Here is a 21,418-nt window from a genome sequence, read left to right as displayed (position 1 = left end):
GATGTCTTCAACCACTAAAAAAACCATTGATATCAAAAGAAGCCTGGTTGACGCGATTCTTGCCGGCCTTGTCGCCCTGATTGTGTTCGGCCCGATTGTTGGCGTAGTCCTCGATGGCTACGGCTTTGACTTGCAACCGACCCGTGTGGCGTGGATTGTCGCCATCGTCATGACGGGTCGTTTTGCCCTGAGCCTGTTCCTGCAAACCCCCAAGGGCCTGAGAATTCTTGAAGGCTTTGAAAGCACCGGCTCCGGGGTTCATGTACTGCCGCCTGATTACAAATCCCGGTTGCGCTGGATCATCCCGCTGTTGATCGTCATTGCCGTGGTGTTCCCGTTTTTCTCCAACTCTTATCTGTTGGGCGTGGTCATTCTCGGGTTGATCTACGTGTTGCTGGGCTTGGGCCTGAACATCGTGGTCGGTCTGGCCGGGCTGCTCGACCTGGGTTACGTGGCGTTCTACGCCATCGGTGCCTACGGCCTGGCGCTCGGTTATCAATACCTCGGTCTGGGGTTCTGGACGGTGTTGCCGCTGGCGGCGATCACCGCTGGCCTCGCCGGTTGCATCCTCGGTTTCCCGGTATTGCGCCTGCACGGTGACTACCTGGCGATCGTGACCCTGGGCTTCGGCGAAATCATCCGGTTGATCCTCAATAACTGGCTGTCCCTGACCGGCGGCCCGAATGGCATGGCGGCTCCGTTGCCAACCTTCTTCGGCCTTGAGTTCGGCAAAAGGGCGAAAGAGGGCGGGGTGCCGTTCCATGAGTTTTTCGGCATCGCCTATAACCCGGACGTGAAGTATTACTTCATCTACGCGGTGTTGTTCCTGGTGGTACTGGCCGTGCTGCATATCAAGCACCGCTTGACCCGGATGCCGGTCGGTCGCGCCTGGGAAGCCTTGCGTGAAGACGAAATCGCCTGTCGTTCCATGGGCCTGAACCACGTACTGGTCAAGCTCTCGGCGTTCACCATCGGTGCGTCGACGGCCGGGCTGGCCGGTGTGTTTTTCGCCACCTATCAAGGCTTCGTCAACCCGACCTCGTTCACTTTCTTCGAATCGGCCCTGATCCTCGCCATCGTCGTCCTCGGCGGCATGGGCTCGACCATCGGCGTAGTGATTGCGGCCTTCGTGCTGACCGTCGCCCCGGAACTGCTGCGCGGCTTCGCTGAATACCGCGTGCTGTTGTTCGGCGTCCTGATGGTGTTGATGATGATCTGGCGACCGCGCGGCCTGATTCGGATCAGCCGTACCGGTGTGACCCCGCGTAAAGGAGTAGCGCCATGAGCGAAGTCGTACTCTCGGTAGACAAACTGATGATGCACTTTGGCGGCATCAAGGCGCTGAGCGATGTCAGCCTGAAGGTCAAACGCAACTCGATTTTCGCCCTGATCGGCCCCAACGGCGCCGGCAAGACCACCGTGTTCAACTGCCTGACCGGATTCTACAAAGCGTCCGGCGGGCATATCGAACTCAACACCCGTGGTGTGAAAACCGACGTCATCAAGATGCTCGGGGAACCGTTCAAGGCAATCGATTTCGTTTCGCCGAAAAGCTTCATCAGCCGGCTCCACTACAAAATGTTCGGCGGCACGCACCTGATCAACCGTGCCGGTCTGGCGCGGACTTTCCAGAACATTCGCTTGTTCAGGGAAATGTCGGTGCTGGAAAACCTGCTGGTGGCCCAGCATATGTGGGTCAACCGCGGCATGCTGGCCGGCATCCTCAACACCAAGGGTTACCGCAAGGCCGAAAGCGATGCGCTGGACCATGCGTTCTACTGGCTGGAAGTGGTGGATCTGGTGGACTGTGCCAACCGCCTGGCCGGTGAACTGTCCTACGGTCAGCAACGCCGTCTGGAAATCGCCCGAGCCATGTGTACCCGCCCGCAGATCATCTGCCTCGACGAACCGGCCGCCGGCCTCAACCCTCAGGAAACCGAAGCGTTGAGCGCGATGATCCGGTTGCTGCGGGATGAGCATGATCTGACCGTGGTGCTGATCGAACACGACATGGGCATGGTAATGAGTATTTCCGACCACATCGTGGTGCTGGACCACGGCGTTGTCATCGCAGAGGGTGGTCCCGAAGTGATTCGACATGATCCAAAAGTGATTGCCGCCTACCTGGGCGCCGAAGAAGAGGAAGTGGTATGAGTAAACCCATCCTCGAACTCAAGGATCTGGACGTGTTCTACGGGCCGATCCAGGCCCTGAAGAAGGTCTCGCTGCACATAAACGAAGGCGAAACCGTCAGCCTCATCGGCTCCAACGGTGCCGGCAAGTCGACCTTACTGATGTCGATCTTCGGCCAGCCACGGGCGGCTGATGGGAAAATCGTCTATCAGGGTGTGGATATCACGCACAAGTCGTCCCACTACATCGCCTCCAACGGTATCGCTCAATCGCCGGAAGGCCGGCGGGTGTTCCCCGACATGACCGTCGAGGAAAACCTGTTGATGGGCACCATCCCGATCGGTGACAAGTACGCCAAGGAAGACATGCAACGCATGTTCGAGCTGTTCCCGCGCCTCGAAGAGCGACGCACCCAACGGGCCATGACCATGTCTGGCGGCGAGCAGCAAATGCTCGCCATCGCCCGGGCGCTGATGAGTCGGCCGAAGCTGTTGCTGCTCGATGAGCCGAGCCTGGGGCTGGCGCCGATTGTGGTGAAACAGATCTTCGCGACCCTGCGGGAACTGGCCAGCACCGGCATGACCATCTTCCTGGTGGAGCAGAACGCCAACCACGCTCTCAAGCTGTCAGACCGGGCGTATGTGATGGTCAACGGCGAGATCCGCCTCAGCGGCACCGGCAAGGAGCTGCTGGTAAATGAAGAGGTGCGTAACGCATACCTCGGCGGGCATTGAGTTCTGTGCTGTAACAACAAGCCCCGACGAGCAATCGCCGGGGCTTTTTTCTATCTATAAAACACCAACAATCCCTTGTGGGAGCGAGCGGCGTGTGCTTTTTGGAAATTGTGGAAAACAATATTCAGGAGCTCTCAAAGCGCGACATAAAGCCGCTGCAAATCGCTGTTTTGTCTCGGTTTTGACTTGTCCCCGTTTGCTGTGGAGCTGGCTGTGAATAACGTGGGAGTAGCTGGCTGTAAGCCTTTTAATCCGTGGCTTGCAGAGGTTTGGTTATTTTTTGATCAGGCGTTTTTGCCGACCTGCGAGCCGGCTTTGTCAACCTTTTTGTTACGGGTAGACTCGGTATGAATCGAGGTGGACAAGCCTGTGGATAAGTCTGTGATTAAACTCTGGAAAGACCCGGCTGAGGGCCGTAGTTACTGGCTTGGCGCCATCGTCGGTTTGACCGCTCGGTCGTGCAAATTGCCCGGGGCTACACAGCAGGCGCCCGAGGGTCAAGCAAAAAACTTTCTAATCTGCTCGCAAAGCCTTGTGCACAGCGGCTTGCAGCTTTTCCACTTGCCCCCGGAAACTGTGGACCGGCCTGTGGATAAGGTGCGTGTACATGGCTGCAAGCCACGGTGCATGGGGTGTTGCCAGCATTGATCGTTTTTTGTACGGTTTTTGCGATGGTTGCCGCTGTGGGCAAGGCCGGGCATGCTGCCAGCTGATTTTCTATTCCAATGGCTGACTGTCAGCCGAAGCAAGGAGAACACGATGTCCAACACCCTGTTTATTACCGGCGCGACTTCCGGTTTTGGCGAAGCCTGTGCCCGTCGATTTGCCGAGGCCGGCTGGAAACTGGTGCTGACAGGTCGTCGTGAAGAGCGCCTCAATGCCCTGTGTGCCGAGTTGTCAAAGCAGACCGAGGTCCATGGCCTGGTGCTCGATGTACGGGATCGCAAGGCCATGGAAGAGGCGATTGCCAATCTGCCGCCGTCCTTCGCCAAGCTGCGCGGGCTGATCAACAACGCCGGCCTGGCCTTGGGCGTGGACCCGGCCCCCAAGTGCGACCTTGATGATTGGGACACCATGGTCGACACCAACATCAAAGGCCTGATGTACAGCACCCGCTTGCTGCTGCCGCGTTTGATCGCCCACGGTCGTGGCGCCAGCATCGTCAACCTCGGCTCGATCGCCGGCAACTACCCGTACCCGGGCAGCCACGTGTATGGCGCGAGCAAGGCGTTCGTCAAACAGTTCTCCCTGAACCTGCGCTGCGACCTGCAAGGCACGGGCGTGCGGGTCAGCAACATCGAGCCGGGCCTGTGCGAGAGCGAGTTCTCGCTGGTGCGTTTCGCCGGTGACCAGGAGCGGTACAACGCCACTTATGCCGGTGCCGAGCCGATCCAGCCGCAAGACATCGCCGAGACCATTTTCTGGGTGCTGAACGCGCCGGCCCACATCAACATCAACAGCCTTGAGCTGATGCCGGTGAGCCAGACCTGGAGCGGGTTTGCCATTGAGCGTAATGGCGGCAAGGCGTAATTGTGGCGAGGGGGCTTGTCGGAACGCCGCACCGCCCCGTTCGGGTGCGAAGCAGCCGCCTGCGATGCAACTGACAGAACACTAGGGCTGCTGCGCAGCCCAACGGGGGCAAGCCCCCTCGCCACAAAAAACTCAGCCGAGATACTCGGCCAGCCCGCGATAGCAGGTTGCCAAGTGATAAGGCGTGGTCGAAGGCATGTCCTTGCGGCTCACCTGGCCTTGTTCATCGCGACACTCATACCAACCGCCCGCATGCACAAAGCGCTGTTGCAACGCCTGCAATTGACGCTCGACTGACGCTTCACTGCCCGGGCGCAAGGTCAGGGCGCGCAGGTATTCGGCTTGAGCCCAGATGCGTTGGGTTGCGTCGCGAGGGCGGCCATTCAGTTCCAGCATCGCGCGCACGGCACCGGTCTGCTGATCGACACCCCGTTGTTCGGTGAACGCAAACGCGCGCTCAAGCGAGGTGTGCAGTTTCGAGCCTCGCAGCAACGGCGAGGATTGCAGCAGGAAATACCATTCAAACTGATGGCCCGGCTCGAACCAGTTATCCACAGCCCCAAGCGGCTTTTCCATCAACACCGCGTGTTGCGGATCGATAAAACGCTCTTGCATGGTTGTGCATAACTCGACGAGCGCGCTCTGCACCGCTGCGTCTTCGCGCACCGACAGGGTGGCGAGGAAGGCTTCGGCCAAATGCATCAAAGGGTTTTGCAGCGGCCCGGAGTTGAGCGAGGACCAATCACGGTCCAGGCTGGCTTCATACAGGCCGTCGCCCATGGCAAAACGCCGGGCCACGACTTCCAGCGCGGCGTTGAGTACCGACTCCACCAGCGGTTCGCGAACCTTGTCCCAATAATGGGCGCAGGCGAACAAGATGAAGGCGTGGGTGTAGAGGTCCTTGCGCTGATCCAGCGGCGCACCTTGCGGGTCGATGCTGTAGAACCAGCCGCCATGCTCGGCATCGTGGAAATGCCGCTGCAAGGAACGGAACAGCGCCGCCGCACGTTCTTCGGCCTGGGGTACTTGACCGATAAGGCTGGAAAACAGGTACAGCTGCCGCGCGCAGGCCATGGCCCGGTAGCGCTGAGGTGGCAGCGGTCGATGCTCGGCATCCAGCGCTTCATAAGGCAATGCCATGTCGGCGTTCCAGCCGGGGCCTTGCCAGAGCGGCACGATCACGTCCTCAAAGTGCTGCTGCACCGAGGCGAACAGGGCGGTCAATTCAGGCTGGGAGGCAGAGCGGGAAACATGCGGCATTGGCTGGCGTCGTCACGGCAGGGTTAATTGCGCGACATGTTAGCAGGCCTGAGGGACGCGGTGTCTGATCGGCCGCCTTCGCGGGCAAGCCCGCTCACAGGGATCTTCGGTATTCACGCGATCTGTGCCGGCGGCGAATATCCTGTAGGGACGAGGCTTGCCCGCGAAGAGGCCAGTTCAGACGCCAGAGAATCAACCCGCCAGCAACCAAACCCCGGTCGCCGCCGACGCCGCGCCCGCCAGCCGAATCAACGGCGCCGCGGCTTGAGGCAGCACTCGAACCACCGCATAACCCAACCCATGCAGCGCGGCCGTCGCCACCACAAAACCCGCCGCATACGCCCATGGACTCGCCATATCCGGCAGTTCCAGCCCATGCGCCACACCGTGGAACAGTGCGAACAACGCAGTCGCACCCACCGCCACGCTCAGCGGCGGACGCACCGCCAAAGCCACTGCCAGCCCCAAGGCCAGGACCGAAGCGGCAATCCCGCCCTCCAGCGCCGGCAGGTCCAGCCCTTCAAAACCCAGCAGCCCGCCGATCAGCAGAGTGCCAACGAATGTGCACGGCAGCGCCCAGCGTGCAGTGCCTTTGTGCTGCGCCGCCCATAACCCCACGGCAACCATCGCCAGCAAGTGATCGAGGCCGCCGATCGGGTGGCTGATGCCGGCCATCAGGCCATTGTCGCCGTGGCCCGGGTGGGCGAACGCGATAGCCGGCGTCAGCAGCAGGGCCAGGGTGCCCAGAATGCGCTTCAGTGTCATGGATAAGCTTCCTTGTTGATAAGTGTGAGCGTGCTCAGGCCGCGGTCAGCAAGCCCTGGCGTTCGATGAAGGCGATGATGTCTTCCAGGCCTTGGCCGGTTTTCTGGTTGCTGAAGACGAATGGCTTGCCGTTACGCATGCGTTTAGTGTCGCTGTCCATCATTTCCAGCGATGCGCCTACCAGCGGCGCCAGGTCGATCTTGTTGATCACCAGCAAATCGGATTTGCAGATGCCCGGCCCACCCTTGCGCGGCAGCTTGTCGCCGGCCGAGACGTCGATCACGTAAATTGTCAGGTCGGACAATTCCGGGCTGAAGGTCGCCGAAAGGTTGTCACCGCCGGACTCCACCAGAATCAGGTCCAGCCCCGGAAAGCGCCGGTTCAGCTGATCCACGGCTTCGAGGTTGATCGAGGCGTCTTCGCGGATTGCCGTGTGCGGACAACCGCCGGTTTCCACACCGATGATCCGCTCCGGCGCCAAGGCTTCGTTGCGCACCAGAAAGTCGGCGTCTTCGCGGGTATAGATGTCGTTGGTCACGACGGCCAGGTTGTAGCGCTCGCGCAGGGCCAGGCACAGGGCCAGGGTTAGCGCGGTTTTGCCGGAACCGACCGGGCCGCCGATGCCGACGCGCAGAGGTTGTGTGTTCATGTGGTTCTCCAAAATAAAAGGCCCAAAATAACAGGCCCTAGGAACGGAACAGACGGCTGTACTGGCGCTCATGGGCCATGCACGCCAGGGACAGGCCGAAAGCGGCACTGCCAGAGTGTTCGGGGTTGATTCGGGTGGCGTCTTGCTGCGCCTGTTGCAGCAACGGCAGCAATTCGCTGGTCAGGCGCTGGGCGGCTTGCTGGCCAAGGGGCAGGGTTTTCATCAACACCGCCAATTGGTTTTCCAGCCAACTCCAGAGCCAGGCGGCCAGCGCATCTTGCGGGCTGATCTGCCAGGCGCGAGCCGCCAGTGCCCAGCCGAGGGCCAAGTGCGGTTCAGGGCATTGCTGCAGAAACGCGCGGGCCGCTGCATCCAGTTCCGGCAAACCGCTGAGCAGTTGCTGCAAGGAATAGCCCATCTGTCGACTTTCCTGATGCAGCTCACGGGTTTCGCGGCTGGCGCGATGCTCTTCGCAGCGTTGCAGCAACTCGCCCCAATTCTCCTCTGCCGCGGCGGTGCAATGGGCGAGCAGCAGCGGCGCTTCGAAACGTGCCAGGTTCAGCAGCAACTGATCGCTGATCCAGCGTCGCGCGCTGTCGGGGTCGTTGACCCGGCCGTTATCCACAGCCATTTCCAGACCCTGGGAATAGCTATAGCCGCCAATCGGCAGCTGCGGGCTGGCCAGACGCAGCAGCGCCCAGGCCGGGCTCATAAACGCACGCCGAACTGGTGCAGTTTCGGCGGGTAGTTGAAAGCCTCGTCGCCATGGCGCGAATGGTGATGGCCGCCGCCGTAGGCGCCATGTTCGGGCTGGAACGGTGCTTCGATGTCTTGGACCTTGGCACCCAACTGTTCGAGCATGGCCTTGAGTACGTAATCGTCGAGCAGGCGCAACCAGCCATCGCCGACTTGCAGGGCTACATGGCGGTTGCCCAAGTGATAGGCGGCGCGGGTCAGTTCGAAAGCATTGGCGCAGGTGACGTGTAGCAGTTGCTCGGGGCGAGCACAGACGCGAACGATGCGCCCGTCTTCAGCTTGCAGGCATTCGCCGTCGTACAACGGCGGCTGGCCGCGCTCCAAAAACAACCCGACGTCTTCACCTTCGGCACTGAAACAGCGCAAACGGCTTTTGCTCCTGGCTTCGAAAGTCAGGTGCAACTTGGCGGCCCAGACGGGTTGAGGGTCGATTCTGCGATGAATCACCAGCATCGGAAGGCTTCCAGCAATGGACAATACCGGGGCTAGAGCAAGGGGCTTGCCAATCGGGTGAAGCGTAGGAAATGCCTGTCAGGGCGGAGAGGGAGTTTCAGAATGCTGGAGGATTTTGAGAGGTTTTGGTGCGCTTGTTTTTTATGTGCACCAAATTAATGCCTTGATGTTGGGCGATGTGGGAGCGACAGGCTCGCTCCCACCGTAATTACTCGGTGCTGCCGAGTCCTTGCCAATGCTTCAGCCCGATAAAGATAAACCGCAGCTGCTGAGTGATTTTTGCTTGAGGCGTCAGATGCTCCGGCAACGCTTGTGCCGGTGGATCGATGATGTCCGGCAAGGTCGCGAACACGCTTTTGACGATCAGGTCGGCCATGACGCTCAACCCTGCGATGTCCAGATGCTGCAGTTTCGGCATTAGCGACAAGTCGGCCGCCAGGTCCGAACTGATGTCTTCGCGCAAGCGGCCGATGGCTTGGCGCACCGGCAGCGAACCGCCGTACTGTTCGCGGGCAAGAAACAGGAATTGCGAGCGATTGGCCGTGACTACGTCGAGAAAGATTCGTACCGAGGCATCGATGATGCCGCCCATGACGAACTCGTTATGGCGCACCAGCCGGATGGTTTCGCGGAAGGTCTGGCCGACTTCGCTCACCAGAGCCAGGCCCAGTTCATCCATGTCGGCGAAGTGCCGGTAGAAACCGGTGGGCACGATGCCGGCGGTTCGGGTCACTTCGCGCAGGCTCAGGCTGCCGAATCCTCGGCCGCTTTCCATCAAGTGGCGGGCAGCGTCCATCAGGGCGTTGCGGGTCTGTTGTTTCTGTTCGGCGCGGGGCAGCATCGCAAGGGCGTTTTCTGGACAGGGACAGCGGCGCACTCTAACAAATCGGCTTCGCTGGCGTCGAACGGACTGTCGGGGGATCACACGGGGGAAATGCAGCTTCTATAAAGTCAAAAGCCCAATCCGGGGATTGGGCTTTTTTTCCAGGCCGCCATGGGCTTAGCTCACAGCGCTGTTGCGTTCGATCACACGGTCACCACCACCTTCAGCAAGGGTTTGGCCTTGTGGAGTGCGGTCAGTACCGTCAGCAGCCAGGGTTTGACCTTGTGGGGTACGGTCGGCACCGTCAGCAGCCAGGGTTTGGCCTTGTGGAGTGCGGTCAGTACCGTCAGCAGCCAGGGTTTGGCCTTGTGGAGTGCGGTCGGTACCGTCGGCAGCCAGGGTCTGGCCTTGTGGAGTGCGGTCGGTACCGTCGGCAGCCAGGGTCTGGCCTTGTGGGGTGCGGTCAGTACCGTCAGCAGCCAGGGTTTGACCTTGTGGTGTGCGATCCGAACCATCCTGAGTGATCAGGCCTTTTTCTTTCAGGCGGTCATTACCACCTTCGGCAACGGTTTGGCTGAACACCGAGTGGCTGTCTTTGACTTGTGGAGTGGCCTGATCAGCAGCCGGCAAAGCAAAAGCGGTGCTGGCTAACATCGAAAGGGTCAGGCTAAGCAGTAATTCGCGTTTCATGATGGGTTGCTCCTTGGGAGGGCGATAAAGTGGGTACGAGGGCAATGCTACTCTCGATAAGTCGATACAAAAGTTCATAAACGCAATGGTAATAATCAACAGAATTGATTGTTCGGCCGCAGCGCTCTAGAACGGGCGTTTCCGGCGAGCTTTTTTGCACTGAGGTGGGTATTTTCGACCCGCTCTCGCCTCGCAAAAGTGCGGGTGCGGTAACGCCGGATGAGGAGTAGGGTGGCCCCGGCCGATTATTTGAGTGTTAAACACCTATTCGGTAAAACCCGCGCGCCATTTCCCAGTCTAGATTTCATGGCAGGCCGGTTCTGGCCTAACGTTTCATTCAGTGCGTCGCTGTCGGGGCGCTCAGTCGTATTCAGGAGCCCTGTGCAATGACGCGCACTCGTAAAATTCTTGCCTGGACCTTCGCCAGCCTCGTTGTCCTGCTGGCCGTCCTGGTGCTGATCATCGCGTTCTTCGATTGGAACCGGATCAAGCCGCCCCTGAACGCCAAAGTGTCCGAAGAACTGCATCGTCCGTTCGCCATCAATGGCAACCTCGACGTGCTCTGGCAGCGCGAGCCCGATGAGGGCGGCTGGCGGGCCTGGGTGCCGTGGCCGCATGTGGTGGCTGAAGACCTGAGCCTGGGCAACCCGGACTGGTCGAAGCAACCGCAGATGGCCAGCCTCAAACGCGTCGAACTGCGCATTTCGCCACTGGCCTTGTTGGCGCAGCGGGTAGTGATCCCGCGCATTGACTTGAGCGAGCCCAATGCCGACCTGCAACGCCTGGCCGACGGCCGCGCCAACTGGACATTCAAGTTCGACCCCAAAGACCCGAACGCCGAGCCTTCGAACTGGGTGCTGGACATCGGAGCCATCGGCTTCGACAAAGGCCACGTCACGCTCGACGACCAAAGCCTGAAGACTCAGCTTGATCTGCTCATCGACCCATTGGGAAAACCGATTCCGTTCAGCGACATTGTCGGCGACAAAGCGGCGAAAAAAGCGGTTGAAAAGGGCGGTCCGCCACAGGATTACGCATTCGCACTGAAGGTCAAAGGCCAATACCACGGCCAGAATCTCGCCGGCCAAGGCAAAGTTGGCGGCCTGCTGGCCTTACAGGACGCCACCAAGCCATTTCCATTACAGGCGCAAATGAAGATCGCCGACACCAGCGTCGAACTGGCCGGCACGCTTACCGATCCATTGAATCTCGGCGCCCTGGATCTGCGCCTGAAACTGGCCGGCGCCAGCCTGGGCAATCTCTATCCGCTGATCGGCGTGACCCTGCCGGATACGCCACCCTACGCCACCGACGGACACTTGATCGCCAAGCTGCATGAACCGGGCGGGGCGGTGTACCGCTATGAGGACTTCAACGGCAAGATCGGCGAGAGTGACATCCACGGCAACCTGGCCTATGTCGCGAGCCAGCCAAGGCCCAAGCTCAGTGGGGCGCTGGTGTCCAATCAACTGTTGTTTACCGACCTGGCCCCGCTGATCGGTGCCGATTCCAACGCCAAGCAAAAGGCCCGTGGCGGTGAAAGCAAGCAGCCGACGGACAAGGTGCTGCCGGTCGAGGAGTTCAGGACTGAGCGTTGGCGCGATATGGACGCTGACGTTGAATTCACCGGAAAGCGCATCGTCCACAGCGAAAAACTACCGTTCAACGATCTCTATACTCATTTGGTGCTGACCGATGGGGTACTCAGCCTGGAGCCTCTGCGGTTCGGCGTGGCTGGCGGCAACCTGGATGCGCAGATTCGTCTGAACGGGCGCACCGAACCTTTGGAAGGCCAGGCCAAACTGACCGCGCGCAAGTTCAAGCTCAAGCAGCTGTTCCCCTCCATTGAACGGATGAAAACCAGTTTCGGTGAGCTTAATGGCGACGCCGACCTTACCGGCCGTGGCAACTCGGTGGCCAAACTGCTGGGCACTGCCGACGGCAATTTGAAGTTGCTGATCAATGATGGCGCGATCAGTCGCGAGCTGATGGAGCTGGCGGGGCTCAATGTCGGCAATTATGTGGTGGGCAAGATCTTTGGCGACAGGGAAGTGAGGATCAACTGCGCGGCGGCCGATTTCGACATCAAGACCGGCCTGGCGACCACGCGGCTGTTCGTCTTCGATACCGAGAACGCGATCGTCTATATCGATGGCACCGCGAACATGGCAACCGAGCAACTGGACCTGACCATCAGCCCGGAATCCAAGGGCTGGCGCTTGATTTCGTTGCGTTCGCCGCTGTATGTGCGGGGCAAGTTCATCAAGCCGGATGCCGGCGTGAAACCGGTGCCGCTGATGCTGCGCGGGGCCGGGATGGTTGCGCTGGGCGTGATTGCCGCGCCGGCGGCGGGCTTGCTGGCGCTGATTGCGCCGAGCGCTGGCGAGCCCAATCAATGCGCGCCGTTGCTGGAGCAGATGAAGGCGGGCAAGGTGCCGGTGACGGTCAAGCCCACCCGGTAAACCGTTGGCGTCTGTCATGACGCCTTCGGCGGTTCAATAGTCGCTATAGATCTTTCAGAATATCGGCCATGTCATCGGCATGCTCTACGTCTTCGATGCGCCTACATTGGAATGCGTTCTGCCGGAGCTGCCGCAGGCTGCGATCTTGGCAATAGACCAGACAATCGAGCTTCTTCCTGTAACCACGCAAAAAACGCCCGCACGGGCGGATGCCGTTCGCGGCCCGGTACGCACAGCGCGCTGTATCCGGCCCCATTCACCTGAATGTCATCCCGATAAGGCAGCAGCAAGCCGCTGGCCACGCTCTCTGACACTAGAATATTGCTCACCAGCACCAGGCCTTGCCCGGCGATGGCGGCTTGCAGGGCGTAATGCTCTTCATCGTACTCGCGCACCGCTGGCTGCCCGGTCAGCCAGGTTTCGCCGGACTGTGCGCACCAGGCCTCCCAGCCATGGGCATAGAGCTTGGAGTTGTGCCAGCGCACGCTGATCAGCGTCGGTGCCCGGCTGGCCGCCAGGGTGACTTGTTCGGGCGAGCCATAGACTCCGAAAGACTCGTCGAACAGGCACAGGCCATACAGGTTCGGGTAATCGTCGAGGCTGTAACGCACCACCAGATCGACACTGGCGTCCTGATGCAAATCGATGACTTCGCAATGGGTGTCCAGCCGCAGGTTGATGTTCGGGTGGCGGGCATAAAACCGTCCCAGCCGAGGCACCAGCCAGAGGGCGGCGAAGGCGGCCGTGGTGGAAATCGTCAGGCTCGTGCCGCTGCGTTGCGGGCGCAAGGTATCGACGCTTTGCGCCACTTCCAGCAGGGCGCCGTGCAGGCTGCGGAACAGTCGCTCGCCGCATTCGGTAAGTCGCACTTGCCGTGGCAGTCGTTCGAACAGCGGCACGCCGAGCCAGTTTTCCAGGGAGCGGATCTGATGGGAAACCGCCGTCGGCGTCACCGAGAGTTCTTCGGCGGCGGCTTTGAAGCTCAGCAGGCGCGAGGCGGATTCGAAGGCGCGCAGGGCGGTCAGCGGCAACGAGGCAAACATTTAACACTCCATGGGTGAAATAGATTCATCCAGACTGATTTCTACTCATTTGAAGAGGAGCGGCTACGCGCTTCAAGCTGCAACCACAAGCCGTTTCAGTTTAGCCTTCAAGGAGATTCAGATGAGCGCAATTCTTGCCGTTCATGCCAGCCCTCGTGGCGAACGTTCTCATTCCCGGCGTCTGGCCGAGGTGTTTCTTTCAGCCTGGCAGCTGCGCAATCCGCAGTCGCAACTGACACGCCGAGAAGTCGGTCGGGCGTCGATTCCTCCCGTCAACGAAGCCTTTGTGGCGGCCGCTTTTCATCCGGAACCTGAAGCGCGACCGCTGTCGATGCGGGCTGATTTGGCGCTCAGCGATGAATTGGTGAGGGAGTTGCTCGGTCATGATCTGTTGGTGATTTCCACGCCGATGTACAACTTCAGCGTGCCCAGTGGCCTCAAGGCCTGGGTCGACCAGATTGTGCGGCTCGGGCTGACGTTCAATCACACCCTGGACAACGGCATCGCTCAATACGAACCGCTGGTGCAGGGCAAGAAGGCGTTGATTGTCACCAGTCGCGGCGGTTTCGGCTTCGGGCCGGGTGGTGAACTTGAAGCGATGAACCATGCCGATCCGTTTTTGCGCACGGCACTGGGGTTCATTGGCATCACCGACGTCACGGTCGTTGCCGCTGAGGGCGAAGAGTCCGCCGAACGCACCTTCCAGGTGTCCGTGGCCGAGGCCGAGCAGCGTTTGCTGGCCCTGGCCAGGGAGTTCTAAATGGCCTGGTTGTTCTTGCTGATCGCCGCCGGGTTCGAGGTTACCTTCGCCATGGGCATGAAGTACGCCGAAGGCTTCACCCGGCTCTGGCCTTCGGTGATTACCGCGGTGGCGGCGGTGGGCGGGATTTACTTTCTGACGCTGGCCATGCGCGAATTGCCGGTGAGCATCGCCTACCCGATCTGGACCGCCATCGGTTCACTGGGCACGGTGTTTCTCGGCTTTGCGCTACTGGGTGAAAGCCTGACCGCGCTCAAGCTGGTGTCGGTCGGGCTGATTGTGGCGGGCGTGGTGGGGTTGAAGTAGGCGGATGTCATAAACTGGTCGTCGAGTTGTCATCTTGGGTGACGATGCTTGGCTGATGCCTTGCATCCGGCCTTGCTTCATCTCTCCGATCACAAGGATGTTCATCCATGTCGCAAGGTTCCGCCACGCGTTACCCGTTGGTACTGGTCCCGGGGATGCTCGGGTTTATCCGTCTGGTGTTCTATCCCTATTGGTACGGGATCATTTCGGCGTTGCGCCGGGATGGGGCGACCGTGATCGCGGTGCAAGTCTCGCCGCTCAATTCAACCGAGGTGCGCGGTGAGCAGTTGCTGGCGCGGATCGACGAGATTCTGCGCGACACCGGGGCCGAGAAGGTCAACCTGATCGGCCACAGCCAAGGCTCGCTGACCGCCCGTTACGCCGCAGCAAAACGCCCGGACCAAGTGGCCTCGGTGACGTCAGTGGCCGGGCCCAACCATGGCTCGGAGCTGGCGGACTATCTGCACACACATTATCCGGCGGATAGCGCCAAGGGCCGGCTGCTGAGCTTTTTGCTGTGGCTGGTCAGCGCGTTGATGTGCCTGTTGGAAACCGGTTATCGCGGGCCGAAACTGCCGGTGGATATCCCGGCTTCGCACCACTCGCTGACCACGGCAGGCGTGGCGCTGTTCAATCAACGTTATCCACAAGGCCTGCCTGAAACCTGGGGCGGGCACGGTCCGGAAGAGGTCTATGGCGTGCGCTATTACTCCTGGTCGGGGACTCTCCAGCCGGGCAAGAGCGATCGCGGGTGCAACCTGTTCGATGGGACCAACCGCAGTTGCCGGTTGTTTGCCAAAACCTTCGTGCGTGAAGCAGGGCAGTGTGACGGGATGGTCGGGCGCTACAGCTCGCATCTGGGGACGGTGATTGGCGATCAATACCCGATGGATCACTTCGATATCGTCAACCAATCGCTGGGGCTGGTGGGCAAGGGCGCAGAGCCGGTGCGCTTGTTTGTCGAGCATGCGGCGCGGTTGAAGGCCGCCGGGGTTTAGATCCCTGTGGCGAGGGAGCTTGCTCCCGTTGGGCTGCGAAGCAGCCCTGAATTGCGACGGGAGCAAGCTCCCTCGCCACAAAGGGTTATGCGCGGCCCAACACGGTGGTCCAGCGCTCCGACAAAATAACCCCACCCAACGTCAACACCCCACCCACCAAGTGATACAACGCCAACTGCTCATGCAGCACCACCGCCGCAATCAGCGCCGTAATCAACGGCAGCAGATTGAAAAACAGCGTGGTCCGGCTCGGCCCCAGGCGCACCACGGCTTGCATCCATGCCAGCGGCGCAAGCATCGAGGCCAACAGGCAGGCGTAGAGCACCAGCGGAATGTTCTGCAGGGTCGGGCCGACCTTCGGTGACGCGAGGAACAGCGGAAACAGCACCACCACCGCGACCAGCACCTGCAAATACAGCAACACCAGCGGCGGCAAGCGCAGCTGCCATTTCTTCAGCAAGGTGCTGTAAACCGCATAAGCCAGCGTGGCGATCAGCATCATCGCGTCGCCCAGGTTCACCCCGTGCTCCAGCAACGCGCCAAGGCTGCCGGACGACACCACCACCAAAACACCGGCAAACGACAATACCGCACCGGCCAGCGCTCCGGCGGTCAGGTGTTGGCCGAGGCTGACAATCGCCATGGCCAGTGACATCAACGGCATCAGCGACAAAATGATTCCCATGTTAGTGGCCGAAGTCAGCGTCGCAGCGAAGTAAGCCAGGCTCTGGTAAACCGCCATGCCCAGCACGCCGAGGATGAAAATCCTGCCCAGGTTCGGGCGGATCAGCGGCCAGTGGGCGATTACCGGTTTGAGCATGAACGGCGTGAACAGCATTGCGGCCAGCAGCCAGCGGTAGAAGCCGATTTCGGCGGGGAAGATTGCGCCGACCGCCAGTTTGTTGATCACGGTGTTGCCGGCCCAAATGAAAATGGCCAGCAGGGGATAAGCGTATTGCATCGGAAAAGAGCCAGAACGTTAATGAGGGGGAATTATCCGTCTGTCTGGATCAAAGCCTATACTGCGATCCAGACAACCTGCCTCTGATTCCGGACAGCATGAACAACAAACACATCGACCTGCTGGATTTCAGCGAATTGCCGGCCCCGGTCTATTTCCGTTATGCCGACTTCAACCGCCACCAGTACGCTTCGGCCCACCATCACCCTTGGGGCACGCTGGAGTATTCGGCCAATGGGGTCTTGCATATGGAAATCGGCAGCCGCCGCTTCATGTCGCCGCCGCAATACGCCGTGTGGGTGCCACCCGGGACCGAGCACAGTTTCTATAGTAATCAGCCGATCAACTATCGTGCGGTCTGCCTCGCGCCGACGCTGTGTCGCGATTTGCCGCAGCAGGCCTGCACCCTGGCGATCAGCGACATTCTCAAGGCGATCCTCAAGGACTTCGCCGCCCGCGATGTGAAAATTCCCGAGCTCGATGCAGACAAGCGTCTGGCTCAAGTGCTGGTGGACCAACTGCAACAGGCACCGATGCATGAGTGTTATTTGCCCTACGCCAGCAGCCCCGGGTTGCTTGGAATCCTCGAGGCCTTGCAGGCCGAGCCTGGGGATAATCGGCCATTGGCACATTGGGCCGGGCAGATTCACGTCAGTGAGCGCACCTTGGCCCGGCAGTTTGTCCGTGAGTTGGGCATGAGCTTCGGGGAGTGGCGGCAACGGCTGCGGTTTCTGGCGGCAATCGAAGCGCTGGACAGCCACCGCAGCATTCAGGAAATCGCCTTTGACATGGGCTACAGCACCGGTTCGGCATTTATCGCGATGTTTCAGCGCCAGGCCGGGTGTACGCCGGAACAGTATCGGCGCAGCCAACTCGATAGCAGATGAAGGTGTAACGGGCTTTGTCTACACTCCAGAGCGAGGCCGTACCCATCGGTGCGGTAACAAGGAGAACACTCCATGAAGATGTTGCGTGTCCCGTTGTTGATGATCGGTTTGCTGCTCTGCTCCCAGGGGTTCGCTGCCACTGCCCAACAGAACAAGATGACCACCTGCAATGCCGACGCTACCGCCAAGAGCCTCAAGGGCGATGAGCGCAAGGCCTTCATGAGCACTTGCCTCAAAGCCGCACCGGCCGCCGATGCCGCCAAACCCATGACTCCTCAGCAAGAGAAGATGAAAACCTGTAACGCCGACGCCACGACCCAGGCCCTCAAGGGCGATGCGCGCAAGGCCTTCATGAGCGATTGCCTGAAGAAAAAATAAACAGTGTGGGAGCGAGCCTGCTCGCGATGCAGGCGACTCGGTATCACGCAGGACCGCGTTGATGCAATCGCGAGCAGGCTCGCTCCCACAGGTTCGTGTTTGCTCGCTTCGGCGCCGGAACGCTGGCAGACTGCCAATCCTTTTACGTCGTTCGTTTTGAGGCTGTATGTCAGCGTTTTCTCAGCGTCAGGTCTTGTTGTTCATCAGCTGGGTCATCATTTTTGGTGGTTTGCTGCTGGTACTCCCTCTGCGATTGCTGCCCAGCCTGCTGGCCGGGTTGTTGGTATTCGAACTGGTCAACATGCTCACGCCGCAATTGCAGCGGCTGATCGAAGGCCGGCGCGCACGCTGGCTGGCGGTGGCATTGCTGGGGACATTAGTGGTCAGTGTGCTGGCGCTGATCTTTGCCGGTGCGATCAGTTTCCTGCTGCACGAGGCGGAAAACCCCGGCGCTTCTCTCGACAAATTCATGGTGGTGGTCGATCGCGCACGCGGGCAGTTGCCGCCGTTCGTCGACGCTTATTTGCCGGCCAGTGCCGCCGAGTTCCGGGTGGCCATCGGCGAGTGGATGAGCAAGCACCTCAGCGACTTGCAATTGGTGGGCAAGGACGCGGCGCACATGTTCGTGACGCTGCTGATCGGCATGGTGCTGGGGGCGATCATCGCCTTGCAGCGAGCGCCGGACCTGACCAAGCGCAAGCCCTTGGCCGCGGCGCTGTTCGACCGTTTGCACCTGTTGGTCCAGGCGTTTCGCAACATCGTTTTCGCCCAGATCAAGATTTCCCTGCTCAACACGTTCTTCACCGGGATTTTCCTCGCGGTGGTCCTGCCGATGTTCGGGATCAAGCTGCCGCTGACCAAAACCCTGATCGTGCTGACCTTCCTGCTCGGCCTGCTACCGGTGATCGGCAACCTGATGTCGAACACCTTGATCACCATCGTCGGCCTGTCGCTGTCGATCTGGGTGGCGGTGGCGGCACTGGGGTATCTGATTTTTATCCACAAGCTCGAATACTTCCTCAACGCGCGCATCGTCGGCGGGCAGATCAGTGCCAAGTCGTGGGAGTTGCTGCTGGCAATGCTGGTGTTCGAAGCCGCGTTCGGCCTGCCGGGGGTGGTGGCGGGGCCGATTTATTACGCGTATTTGAAGAGTGAGTTGAAGCTGGCGGGGATGGTTTGATCCAGTGTTGATCTAATTGTGGCGAGGGGGCTTGCCCCCGTTGGGTCGCGAAGCGGCCCCTCTTATCCCCAAAAGAAGGGACTGCTGCGCAGCCCAACGGGAGCAAGCCCCCTCGCCACAGGGTTTCAGCTCAATCCATCGGGCCGTAACGCTTGGCCGCTTCAATCGCCAACCCACTGCCGATACTGCCGAAGATGTTGCCTTCCACATGCTGCGCATTCGGCAACATGGCCGAGACGCTGTTGCGCAGCGCCGGAATCCCGCTCGAACCGCCGGTGAAGAACACCGTGTCCACCTGATCGACCCGCACATTGGCGTCGTTCAGCAATTGGGTCACGCTGTTGCGCACCCGCTCCAGCAAGTTGTCGATGGCCGACTCGAACAGTGCCCGGCTCAATTCCACGCTCAAACCCGGTTCGATACGATCCAGCGGCACATGGCGGCTGTCGGCGTGGGTCAGCTGGATCTTGGTTTCTTCGACCTCCATGGCCAGCCAATGCCCGGCGCGTTGGTCGATCAGCTTGAACAGGCGATCGATGCCGCCGGTGTCTTCGATGTCGTAACGCATGCTGCCCAGGGCCAGGGTCGACTTCTGTGAGTACACCGAGTTGATGGTGTGCCAGGTCGCCAGGTTCATGTGGTGGCTGGTAGGCATGTAGGCGCCGCTTTTCATGCGGCTGCCGTAGCCGAACAGCGGCATCAGGCCTTGCAGGCTCAGCTGCTTGTCGAAATCGGTCCCGCCGATGTGCACGCCGCCGGTGGCGAGAATATCGTCGTGACGATTGTCGTGGTTGCGGCGCTCAGGCGACAGGCGCACCAGCGAGAAGTCCGACGTACCCCCGCCGATGTCCACAATCAGCACAAGTTCTTCTTTTTCGATGGTCGACTCATAGTCAAACGCCGCCGCAATCGGCTCGTACTGGAACGAGACATCCTTGAAACCGATGGCACGGGCCACGTCCACCAAGGTGTTCTCGGCTTCCTGGTCGGCCAGTTCGTCGTCATCGACGAAAAACACCGGACGGCCCAGCACCACTTCCTCGAACTCACGACCGGCGGCGGTTTCGGCGCGCTTCTTCAATTGGCCGATGAACAACCCGAGCAAGTCCTTGAACGGCATCGCGGTGCCCAGGACGCTGGTGTCGTGCTTGATCAGCTTGGAACCGAGCAGGCTCTTGAGCGAGCGCATCAGCCGGCCTTCGTAGCCTTCCAGGTATTCGTGCAGCGCCAACCGGCCGTACACCGGGCGGCGTTCTTCCATATTGAAGAAGACCACCGAGGGCAGGGTGATCTTGTCGTCCTCCAGCGCGATCAGCGTTTCCATGCCGGGGCGCAGCCAGCCGACGGTGGAGTTGGACGTGCCGAAGTCGATACCGCAGGCACGGGCTGGAGATGCGTTTTTCATGTCTTTCGAGTTCCGGTTAAAAAACGGCCGCGCAGTGTATGTCAGTGCGGCGGAGATTCGAAGGCCGACTATCCGTTAAATCGCAGCGATTAGCGCTTGAAAGATGGTCCATCACCCCCAAACTTCCCTGCATAGGCTTGGCAGCCCTCAGGGCGATCGCAAGAACCGCGCCTGCTGCCGATAAACTTCTGATGCGCTGCCCGGTCACAATTTTGAGATCGGTCAATCCAGATGCTGCAAACAAGAGCATGCTGTGACGAGCGGCGCGATTTCGATAATGGATGGTGATTCCCTCGATGGACTTCAAAGACTATTACAAGATTCTCGGTGTGGAGCCGACCGCGGACGACAAGGCGATCAAGGCTGCCTATCGAAAGCTGGCGCGCAAATACCACCCCGACGTCAGCAAGGAAAAGGACGCCGAGGCCAAATTCAAGGACGCTTCGGAGGCCTATGAGGCGCTGAAAAGCGCCGACAAGCGCGCCGAATATGACGACTTGCGCAAATACGGCCACCACGGTCAGCCCTTTCAGGGGCCACCGGGTTGGCAGAGCCGCGGTGGGTTTGGTGGTGGTGGTCAGGACACGGGCGATTTTTCGGACTTCTTCAGTTCGATCTTCGGCAACCGTGGGCCTGGTTTTGGAGGTGGACAGTCGCGTCGCAGCACCGGGCGTCGAGGGCAAGACGTGGAAATGGAATTACCGGTTTTTCTGGAAGAAACCCTCTCGACCGAATCAAAGAAAGTCAGCTTCCAGGTGCCGCAGTACAACGCTGCAGGCCAGCATGTCAGCAACACCAGCAAAAGCCTGAACGTGAAGATCCCCGCCGGCGTGACCGACGGCGAGCGTATCCGCCTCAAGGGCCAGGGTGCGCCGGGCATCGGCGGCGGGGTCAATGGCGACCTGTACCTGACCATTCGTTTTGCGCCGCATCCAAAATTCGACGTCGAAGGCGAGAACCTGATCATCACCTTGCCGCTGGCCCCATGGGAGCTGGCGCTGGGTACCGAAGTCGCGGTGCCGACCCTGACCGGCAAGATCAACCTCAAGGTTCCGGCCGGCAGCCAGAATGGCCAGCGCATGCGCGCCAAGGGTCACGGGCTGCTGCACAAGGCCGGGCACCGTGGCTATCTGTTCGTGCAACTCAAGGCGGTGATGCCGAAAAAACTCGACCATGACGTCAAGGCGTTGTGGGAGGAGCTGGCGAAAAAAGCCGCTTTCGATCCGCGAGAGAATTTTTGATTCA

At 60.2% G+C, this 21,418-nt stretch carries 22 protein-coding genes; 12 read left to right on the top strand and 10 right to left on the bottom strand.

Annotated elements, in window-relative coordinates; all coding sequences use genetic code 11:
• Window position 1: 1 nt before the first annotated feature.
• From livM to ACZ9BB_RS21180, 4 genes are all read left to right on the top strand, one after another.
• Entirely contained in the window at window positions 2-1,285 is a 1,284-nt protein-coding gene (livM, locus tag ACZ9BB_RS21195) for a high-affinity branched-chain amino acid ABC transporter permease LivM (protein ID WP_476215944.1), read from the top strand.
• On the top strand, window positions 1,282-2,154 hold the full coding sequence (locus ACZ9BB_RS21190; protein WP_476215943.1) for an ABC transporter ATP-binding protein: 873 nt from the start codon (window positions 1,282-1,284) through the stop codon (window positions 2,152-2,154). Before livM ends, ACZ9BB_RS21190 begins: the two co-directional genes overlap by 4 nt.
• Window positions 2,151-2,867 carry an ABC transporter ATP-binding protein gene (locus tag ACZ9BB_RS21185; RefSeq protein WP_476215941.1) on the top strand — a complete coding sequence of 239 codons (717 nt, stop codon included), beginning with the start codon at window positions 2,151-2,153 and terminating at the stop codon, window positions 2,865-2,867. The genes ACZ9BB_RS21190 and ACZ9BB_RS21185 overlap by 4 nt, the downstream gene beginning before the upstream one ends.
• A gap of 759 nt (window positions 2,868-3,626) precedes the next feature.
• Window positions 3,627-4,397, top strand: a complete 771-nt coding sequence (locus ACZ9BB_RS21180; protein ID WP_258697794.1) for an SDR family oxidoreductase — start codon at window positions 3,627-3,629, stop codon at window positions 4,395-4,397.
• 132 nt (window positions 4,398-4,529) lie between these two features.
• On the opposite strand, the gene ACZ9BB_RS21175 is transcribed toward ACZ9BB_RS21180, so the two are convergent.
• From ACZ9BB_RS21175 to ACZ9BB_RS21145, 7 genes are all read right to left on the bottom strand, one after another.
• A complete protein-coding gene (locus ACZ9BB_RS21175; RefSeq protein ID WP_476215938.1) occupies window positions 4,530-5,657 on the bottom strand; it encodes an AGE family epimerase/isomerase in 1,128 nt (375 codons plus the stop codon).
• Window positions 5,658-5,849: 192 nt separating this feature from the next.
• Entirely contained in the window at window positions 5,850-6,422 is a 573-nt protein-coding gene (locus ACZ9BB_RS21170; RefSeq protein WP_476215936.1) for a HupE/UreJ family protein, read from the bottom strand.
• A 34-nt stretch (window positions 6,423-6,456) separates the two neighbouring features.
• Window positions 6,457-7,071 (bottom strand): urease accessory protein UreG, encoded by a 615-nt coding sequence (ureG, locus tag ACZ9BB_RS21165; protein WP_187678571.1) that lies wholly within the window; start codon window positions 7,069-7,071, stop codon window positions 6,457-6,459.
• Between the two features lie 37 nt (window positions 7,072-7,108).
• Window positions 7,109-7,783 (bottom strand): urease accessory protein UreF, encoded by a 675-nt coding sequence (locus ACZ9BB_RS21160; RefSeq protein WP_476215934.1) that lies wholly within the window; start codon window positions 7,781-7,783, stop codon window positions 7,109-7,111.
• A complete protein-coding gene (gene ureE, locus ACZ9BB_RS21155; RefSeq protein WP_476215932.1) occupies window positions 7,780-8,280 on the bottom strand; it encodes an urease accessory protein UreE in 501 nt (166 codons plus the stop codon). Before ureE ends, ACZ9BB_RS21160 begins: the two co-directional genes overlap by 4 nt.
• A gap of 208 nt (window positions 8,281-8,488) precedes the next feature.
• Entirely contained in the window at window positions 8,489-9,121 is a 633-nt protein-coding gene (locus ACZ9BB_RS21150; RefSeq protein WP_476215931.1) for a TetR family transcriptional regulator, read from the bottom strand.
• A gap of 159 nt (window positions 9,122-9,280) precedes the next feature.
• The gene (locus ACZ9BB_RS21145; RefSeq protein ID WP_476215929.1) at window positions 9,281-9,793 is read right to left on the bottom strand and encodes a WD40 repeat domain-containing protein; all 513 of its coding nucleotides are present in this window, start codon (window positions 9,791-9,793) and stop codon (window positions 9,281-9,283) included.
• A gap of 386 nt (window positions 9,794-10,179) precedes the next feature.
• On the opposite strand from ACZ9BB_RS21145, the gene ACZ9BB_RS21140 reads away from it, so the two are divergent.
• The gene (locus ACZ9BB_RS21140) at window positions 10,180-12,255 is read left to right on the top strand and encodes an AsmA family protein (protein ID WP_476215928.1); all 2,076 of its coding nucleotides are present in this window, start codon (window positions 10,180-10,182) and stop codon (window positions 12,253-12,255) included.
• A 101-nt stretch (window positions 12,256-12,356) separates the two neighbouring features.
• Here the strand turns inward: ACZ9BB_RS21140 and ACZ9BB_RS21135 are convergent, their stop codons facing one another.
• Window positions 12,357-13,298: a LysR substrate-binding domain-containing protein gene (locus ACZ9BB_RS21135; protein WP_476215926.1), complete on the bottom strand. Its 942-nt coding sequence runs from the start codon at window positions 13,296-13,298 to the stop codon at window positions 12,357-12,359.
• A 121-nt stretch (window positions 13,299-13,419) separates the two neighbouring features.
• On the opposite strand from ACZ9BB_RS21135, the gene ACZ9BB_RS21130 reads away from it, so the two are divergent.
• The 3 genes from ACZ9BB_RS21130 (at window position 13,420) to ACZ9BB_RS21120 (ending at window position 15,362) form a co-directional block, all read left to right on the top strand.
• Entirely contained in the window at window positions 13,420-14,058 is a 639-nt protein-coding gene (locus tag ACZ9BB_RS21130) for an FMN-dependent NADH-azoreductase (protein ID WP_476215924.1), read from the top strand.
• Window positions 14,059-14,364 carry a DMT family transporter gene (locus ACZ9BB_RS21125; RefSeq protein WP_476215922.1) on the top strand — a complete coding sequence of 102 codons (306 nt, stop codon included), beginning with the start codon at window positions 14,059-14,061 and terminating at the stop codon, window positions 14,362-14,364.
• A gap of 107 nt (window positions 14,365-14,471) precedes the next feature.
• Complete coding sequence (locus ACZ9BB_RS21120; protein ID WP_476215921.1) at window positions 14,472-15,362, top strand: alpha/beta fold hydrolase; 891 nt, start codon at window positions 14,472-14,474, stop codon at window positions 15,360-15,362.
• 85 nt (window positions 15,363-15,447) lie between these two features.
• On the opposite strand, the gene ACZ9BB_RS21115 is transcribed toward ACZ9BB_RS21120, so the two are convergent.
• Window positions 15,448-16,323 (bottom strand): DMT family transporter, encoded by an 876-nt coding sequence (locus ACZ9BB_RS21115; RefSeq protein WP_476215919.1) that lies wholly within the window; start codon window positions 16,321-16,323, stop codon window positions 15,448-15,450.
• A 98-nt stretch (window positions 16,324-16,421) separates the two neighbouring features.
• Here ACZ9BB_RS21115 and ACZ9BB_RS21110 point away from each other — a divergent pair, with 98 nt between their 5' ends.
• From ACZ9BB_RS21110 to ACZ9BB_RS21100, 3 genes are all read left to right on the top strand, one after another.
• A complete protein-coding gene (locus tag ACZ9BB_RS21110; RefSeq protein ID WP_476215918.1) occupies window positions 16,422-17,210 on the top strand; it encodes an AraC family transcriptional regulator in 789 nt (262 codons plus the stop codon).
• Between the two features lie 72 nt (window positions 17,211-17,282).
• A complete protein-coding gene (locus ACZ9BB_RS21105; protein WP_476215916.1) occupies window positions 17,283-17,588 on the top strand; it encodes a PsiF family protein in 306 nt (101 codons plus the stop codon).
• A 166-nt stretch (window positions 17,589-17,754) separates the two neighbouring features.
• Window positions 17,755-18,768: an AI-2E family transporter gene (locus tag ACZ9BB_RS21100; protein ID WP_476215914.1), complete on the top strand. Its 1,014-nt coding sequence runs from the start codon at window positions 17,755-17,757 to the stop codon at window positions 18,766-18,768.
• Window positions 18,769-18,898: 130 nt separating this feature from the next.
• Here the strand turns inward: ACZ9BB_RS21100 and ACZ9BB_RS21095 are convergent, their stop codons facing one another.
• Window positions 18,899-20,173 carry an Hsp70 family protein gene (locus ACZ9BB_RS21095; protein ID WP_476215912.1) on the bottom strand — a complete coding sequence of 425 codons (1,275 nt, stop codon included), beginning with the start codon at window positions 20,171-20,173 and terminating at the stop codon, window positions 18,899-18,901.
• Window positions 20,174-20,469: 296 nt separating this feature from the next.
• Here ACZ9BB_RS21095 and ACZ9BB_RS21090 point away from each other — a divergent pair, with 296 nt between their 5' ends.
• Entirely contained in the window at window positions 20,470-21,414 is a 945-nt protein-coding gene (locus ACZ9BB_RS21090) for a DnaJ C-terminal domain-containing protein (RefSeq protein ID WP_476215911.1), read from the top strand.
• Window positions 21,415-21,418 lie beyond the last annotated feature (4 nt).

This window comes from Pseudomonas sp. TE3552 (assembly GCF_056278945.1).
The sequence above is the reverse complement of the archived record's forward strand: the minus strand, read 5'-3'. Positions and strand labels throughout refer to the sequence as shown.

What these genes read in the sequence shown, in the direction of transcription:
- ureE (WP_476215932.1), bottom strand. Translation starts at nt 8,280, where the DNA reads ATGCTGGTGATTCATCGCAGAATCGACCCTCAACCCGTCTGGGCCGCC.
- livM (WP_476215944.1), top strand. Translation starts at nt 2, where the DNA reads ATGTCTTCAACCACTAAAAAAACCATTGATATCAAAAGAAGCCTGGTT.
- ACZ9BB_RS21135 (WP_476215926.1), bottom strand. Translation starts at nt 13,298, where the DNA reads ATGTTTGCCTCGTTGCCGCTGACCGCCCTGCGCGCCTTCGAATCCGCC.
- ACZ9BB_RS21110 (WP_476215918.1), top strand. Translation starts at nt 16,422, where the DNA reads ATGAACAACAAACACATCGACCTGCTGGATTTCAGCGAATTGCCGGCC.
- ACZ9BB_RS21145 (WP_476215929.1), bottom strand. Translation starts at nt 9,793, where the DNA reads ATGAAACGCGAATTACTGCTTAGCCTGACCCTTTCGATGTTAGCCAGC.
- ACZ9BB_RS21190 (WP_476215943.1), top strand. Translation starts at nt 1,282, where the DNA reads ATGAGCGAAGTCGTACTCTCGGTAGACAAACTGATGATGCACTTTGGC.
- ACZ9BB_RS21120 (WP_476215921.1), top strand. Translation starts at nt 14,472, where the DNA reads ATGTCGCAAGGTTCCGCCACGCGTTACCCGTTGGTACTGGTCCCGGGG.
- ACZ9BB_RS21125 (WP_476215922.1), top strand. Translation starts at nt 14,059, where the DNA reads ATGGCCTGGTTGTTCTTGCTGATCGCCGCCGGGTTCGAGGTTACCTTC.
- ACZ9BB_RS21090 (WP_476215911.1), top strand. Translation starts at nt 20,470, where the DNA reads ATGGACTTCAAAGACTATTACAAGATTCTCGGTGTGGAGCCGACCGCG.
- ACZ9BB_RS21180 (WP_258697794.1), top strand. Translation starts at nt 3,627, where the DNA reads ATGTCCAACACCCTGTTTATTACCGGCGCGACTTCCGGTTTTGGCGAA.
- ACZ9BB_RS21105 (WP_476215916.1), top strand. Translation starts at nt 17,283, where the DNA reads ATGAAGATGTTGCGTGTCCCGTTGTTGATGATCGGTTTGCTGCTCTGC.
- ACZ9BB_RS21100 (WP_476215914.1), top strand. Translation starts at nt 17,755, where the DNA reads ATGTCAGCGTTTTCTCAGCGTCAGGTCTTGTTGTTCATCAGCTGGGTC.
- ACZ9BB_RS21140 (WP_476215928.1), top strand. Translation starts at nt 10,180, where the DNA reads ATGACGCGCACTCGTAAAATTCTTGCCTGGACCTTCGCCAGCCTCGTT.
- ACZ9BB_RS21115 (WP_476215919.1), bottom strand. Translation starts at nt 16,323, where the DNA reads ATGCAATACGCTTATCCCCTGCTGGCCATTTTCATTTGGGCCGGCAAC.
- ACZ9BB_RS21185 (WP_476215941.1), top strand. Translation starts at nt 2,151, where the DNA reads ATGAGTAAACCCATCCTCGAACTCAAGGATCTGGACGTGTTCTACGGG.
- ACZ9BB_RS21095 (WP_476215912.1), bottom strand. Translation starts at nt 20,173, where the DNA reads ATGAAAAACGCATCTCCAGCCCGTGCCTGCGGTATCGACTTCGGCACG.
- ACZ9BB_RS21160 (WP_476215934.1), bottom strand. Translation starts at nt 7,783, where the DNA reads ATGAGCCCGGCCTGGGCGCTGCTGCGTCTGGCCAGCCCGCAGCTGCCG.
- ACZ9BB_RS21175 (WP_476215938.1), bottom strand. Translation starts at nt 5,657, where the DNA reads ATGCCGCATGTTTCCCGCTCTGCCTCCCAGCCTGAATTGACCGCCCTG.
- ACZ9BB_RS21170 (WP_476215936.1), bottom strand. Translation starts at nt 6,422, where the DNA reads ATGACACTGAAGCGCATTCTGGGCACCCTGGCCCTGCTGCTGACGCCG.
- ACZ9BB_RS21130 (WP_476215924.1), top strand. Translation starts at nt 13,420, where the DNA reads ATGAGCGCAATTCTTGCCGTTCATGCCAGCCCTCGTGGCGAACGTTCT.
- ureG (WP_187678571.1), bottom strand. Translation starts at nt 7,071, where the DNA reads ATGAACACACAACCTCTGCGCGTCGGCATCGGCGGCCCGGTCGGTTCC.
- ACZ9BB_RS21150 (WP_476215931.1), bottom strand. Translation starts at nt 9,121, where the DNA reads ATGCTGCCCCGCGCCGAACAGAAACAACAGACCCGCAACGCCCTGATG.